Origin of the sequence: Mesorhizobium sp. M7A.F.Ca.CA.002.15.2.1 (assembly GCF_003998715.1) — a bacterium.
GTDB lineage: Bacteria > Pseudomonadota > Alphaproteobacteria > Rhizobiales > Rhizobiaceae > Mesorhizobium > Mesorhizobium ciceri.
In genome coordinates, this window is sequence record NZ_RZPI01000936.1 from 1 (window position 1) to 1,604 (window position 1,604).

At 68.4% G+C, this 1,604-nt stretch carries 1 protein-coding gene; it reads right to left on the reverse strand.

Annotated elements, in window-relative coordinates; translation table 11 throughout:
* On the reverse strand, positions 1-1,604 hold a 1,604-nt coding region (mutL, locus tag ENZ74_RS31290), incomplete at both ends, for a DNA mismatch repair endonuclease MutL (protein ID WP_127313279.1).

Below are 1,604 nucleotides of genomic sequence, written 5' to 3' on the forward strand. Positions count from 1 at the left end.
GCTTGAGTTCGATATAAGTGGGGCGGCCGTGGTTGCAGGTGCCGGAGCCGGGCGTCGCCTCCATCTGCCGCAGCAGCGCGTTCATCTCCTCGGCCTTGAGCAGGCGGCCGGAGCGCACAGAGCCGTGGCACGCCATGGTCGCGGCTATCTTGTCCAGCCGCTCCTTCAGCGTGTCGACCGTGTCGTTGTCGGCGATCTCGTCGGCGAGGTCGCGCACCAATTGCTGGACATTGGCCTCGCCCAGCATCGACGGCGTCTCGCGCACCGCGACAGCGCCGGGGCCAAAGCGCTCGATGCCGAGACCGAAGCGGGCCAGCGTTTCCGAATGCAGCGCAAGCCGCTCGGCATCCTCTTCCGGCAGGTCGATGATTTCGGGCAGAAGTAGCATCTGCGAGGGCACCGGGCGCGAATGCAGCGCATTCTTCAGCGCCTCGTAGACCAGCCGTTCATGCGCCGCATGCTGGTCGACGATGATGAGCGAATCCCTGGTCTGGGCGACGATGTAGTTCTCATGCACCTGGGCGCGCGCCGCGCCCAGCACCGCGCCGAGCAACGTCTCGGCCGCTTCATCCTGCCCTGCGCGTGCATCGGCGCTGGCAAGCGGACCGGCATCGAAAGCCGCTTGCTCGCTTTCTCGCAAGCCGCGCTGCTCGAAGCCCGCACCATCGAAACCCATATCGAGCGGCCGCTGCGGCGATCGGGCAGGATCGAAGCCGGACGGACCCGACGCGCGGTAGGCCGCGTCGTAGCTGCGGTGGCCGTTTGCCGGTCCGCCGTGGCCGTAGGATGCGGCCCCTGGCCGGAACGCCGCCATCATGCCGGCGGCACCCGTGGTGGCGGCGCGGACGCCGGCATCGGCCAGTGCCTGTCGGATGGCCCCGACGATCAATCCGCGCACAAGGCCGGGATCGCGGAAGCGCACATCGGCCTTGGCTGGATGGACGTTGACGTCGACGATGGCCGGATCGAGCGTCAGGAACAGCACCGTCACCGCATGGCGGTCGCGCGGCAGGACGTCGGCATAGGCGCCGCGTATGGCGCCGGCGATCAGCTTGTCGCGCACCGGGCGGCCGTTCACATAGGCATATTGCTGCAGCGCGTTGGCGCGGGTGAAGGACGGGATCGACGCGTGGCCGGTCAGATGCACGCCATCGCGCATCGCGTCGAGGGCAATCGAATTGTCGGGAAAATCGGTGCCCATCACCTGGGCGACACGACGCAGGCTGCCTTCCGCGCTGTCGTCCGCCGCCGGCAATTCCAGTGTCGAGCGGTCCGAGCCGGCCAGCGTGAAGCGCACGGCGGGGAAGGCGATGGCGATGCGCTTGACCACATCGCTGGTGGCCGAGCTTTCGGCGCGCTCGCCCTTCATGAACTTCAATCGGGCCGGCGTTGCGAAGAACAGGTCGCGCACCTCGACCGTGGTGCCGCGATTGGCCGCCGCCGGCCTGACAGGCAGGACGCGGCCACCCTCGATGCCGATCTCGGCGGCGCTGCCGCTTGCTGCCGTGCGCGAGCGGATCGAAAGTCGCGACACCGAGCCGATCGACGGCAGCGCTTCGCCGCGGAAGCCCAGCGAGCGAATGTCGTTGATATCCTCGGTGAGC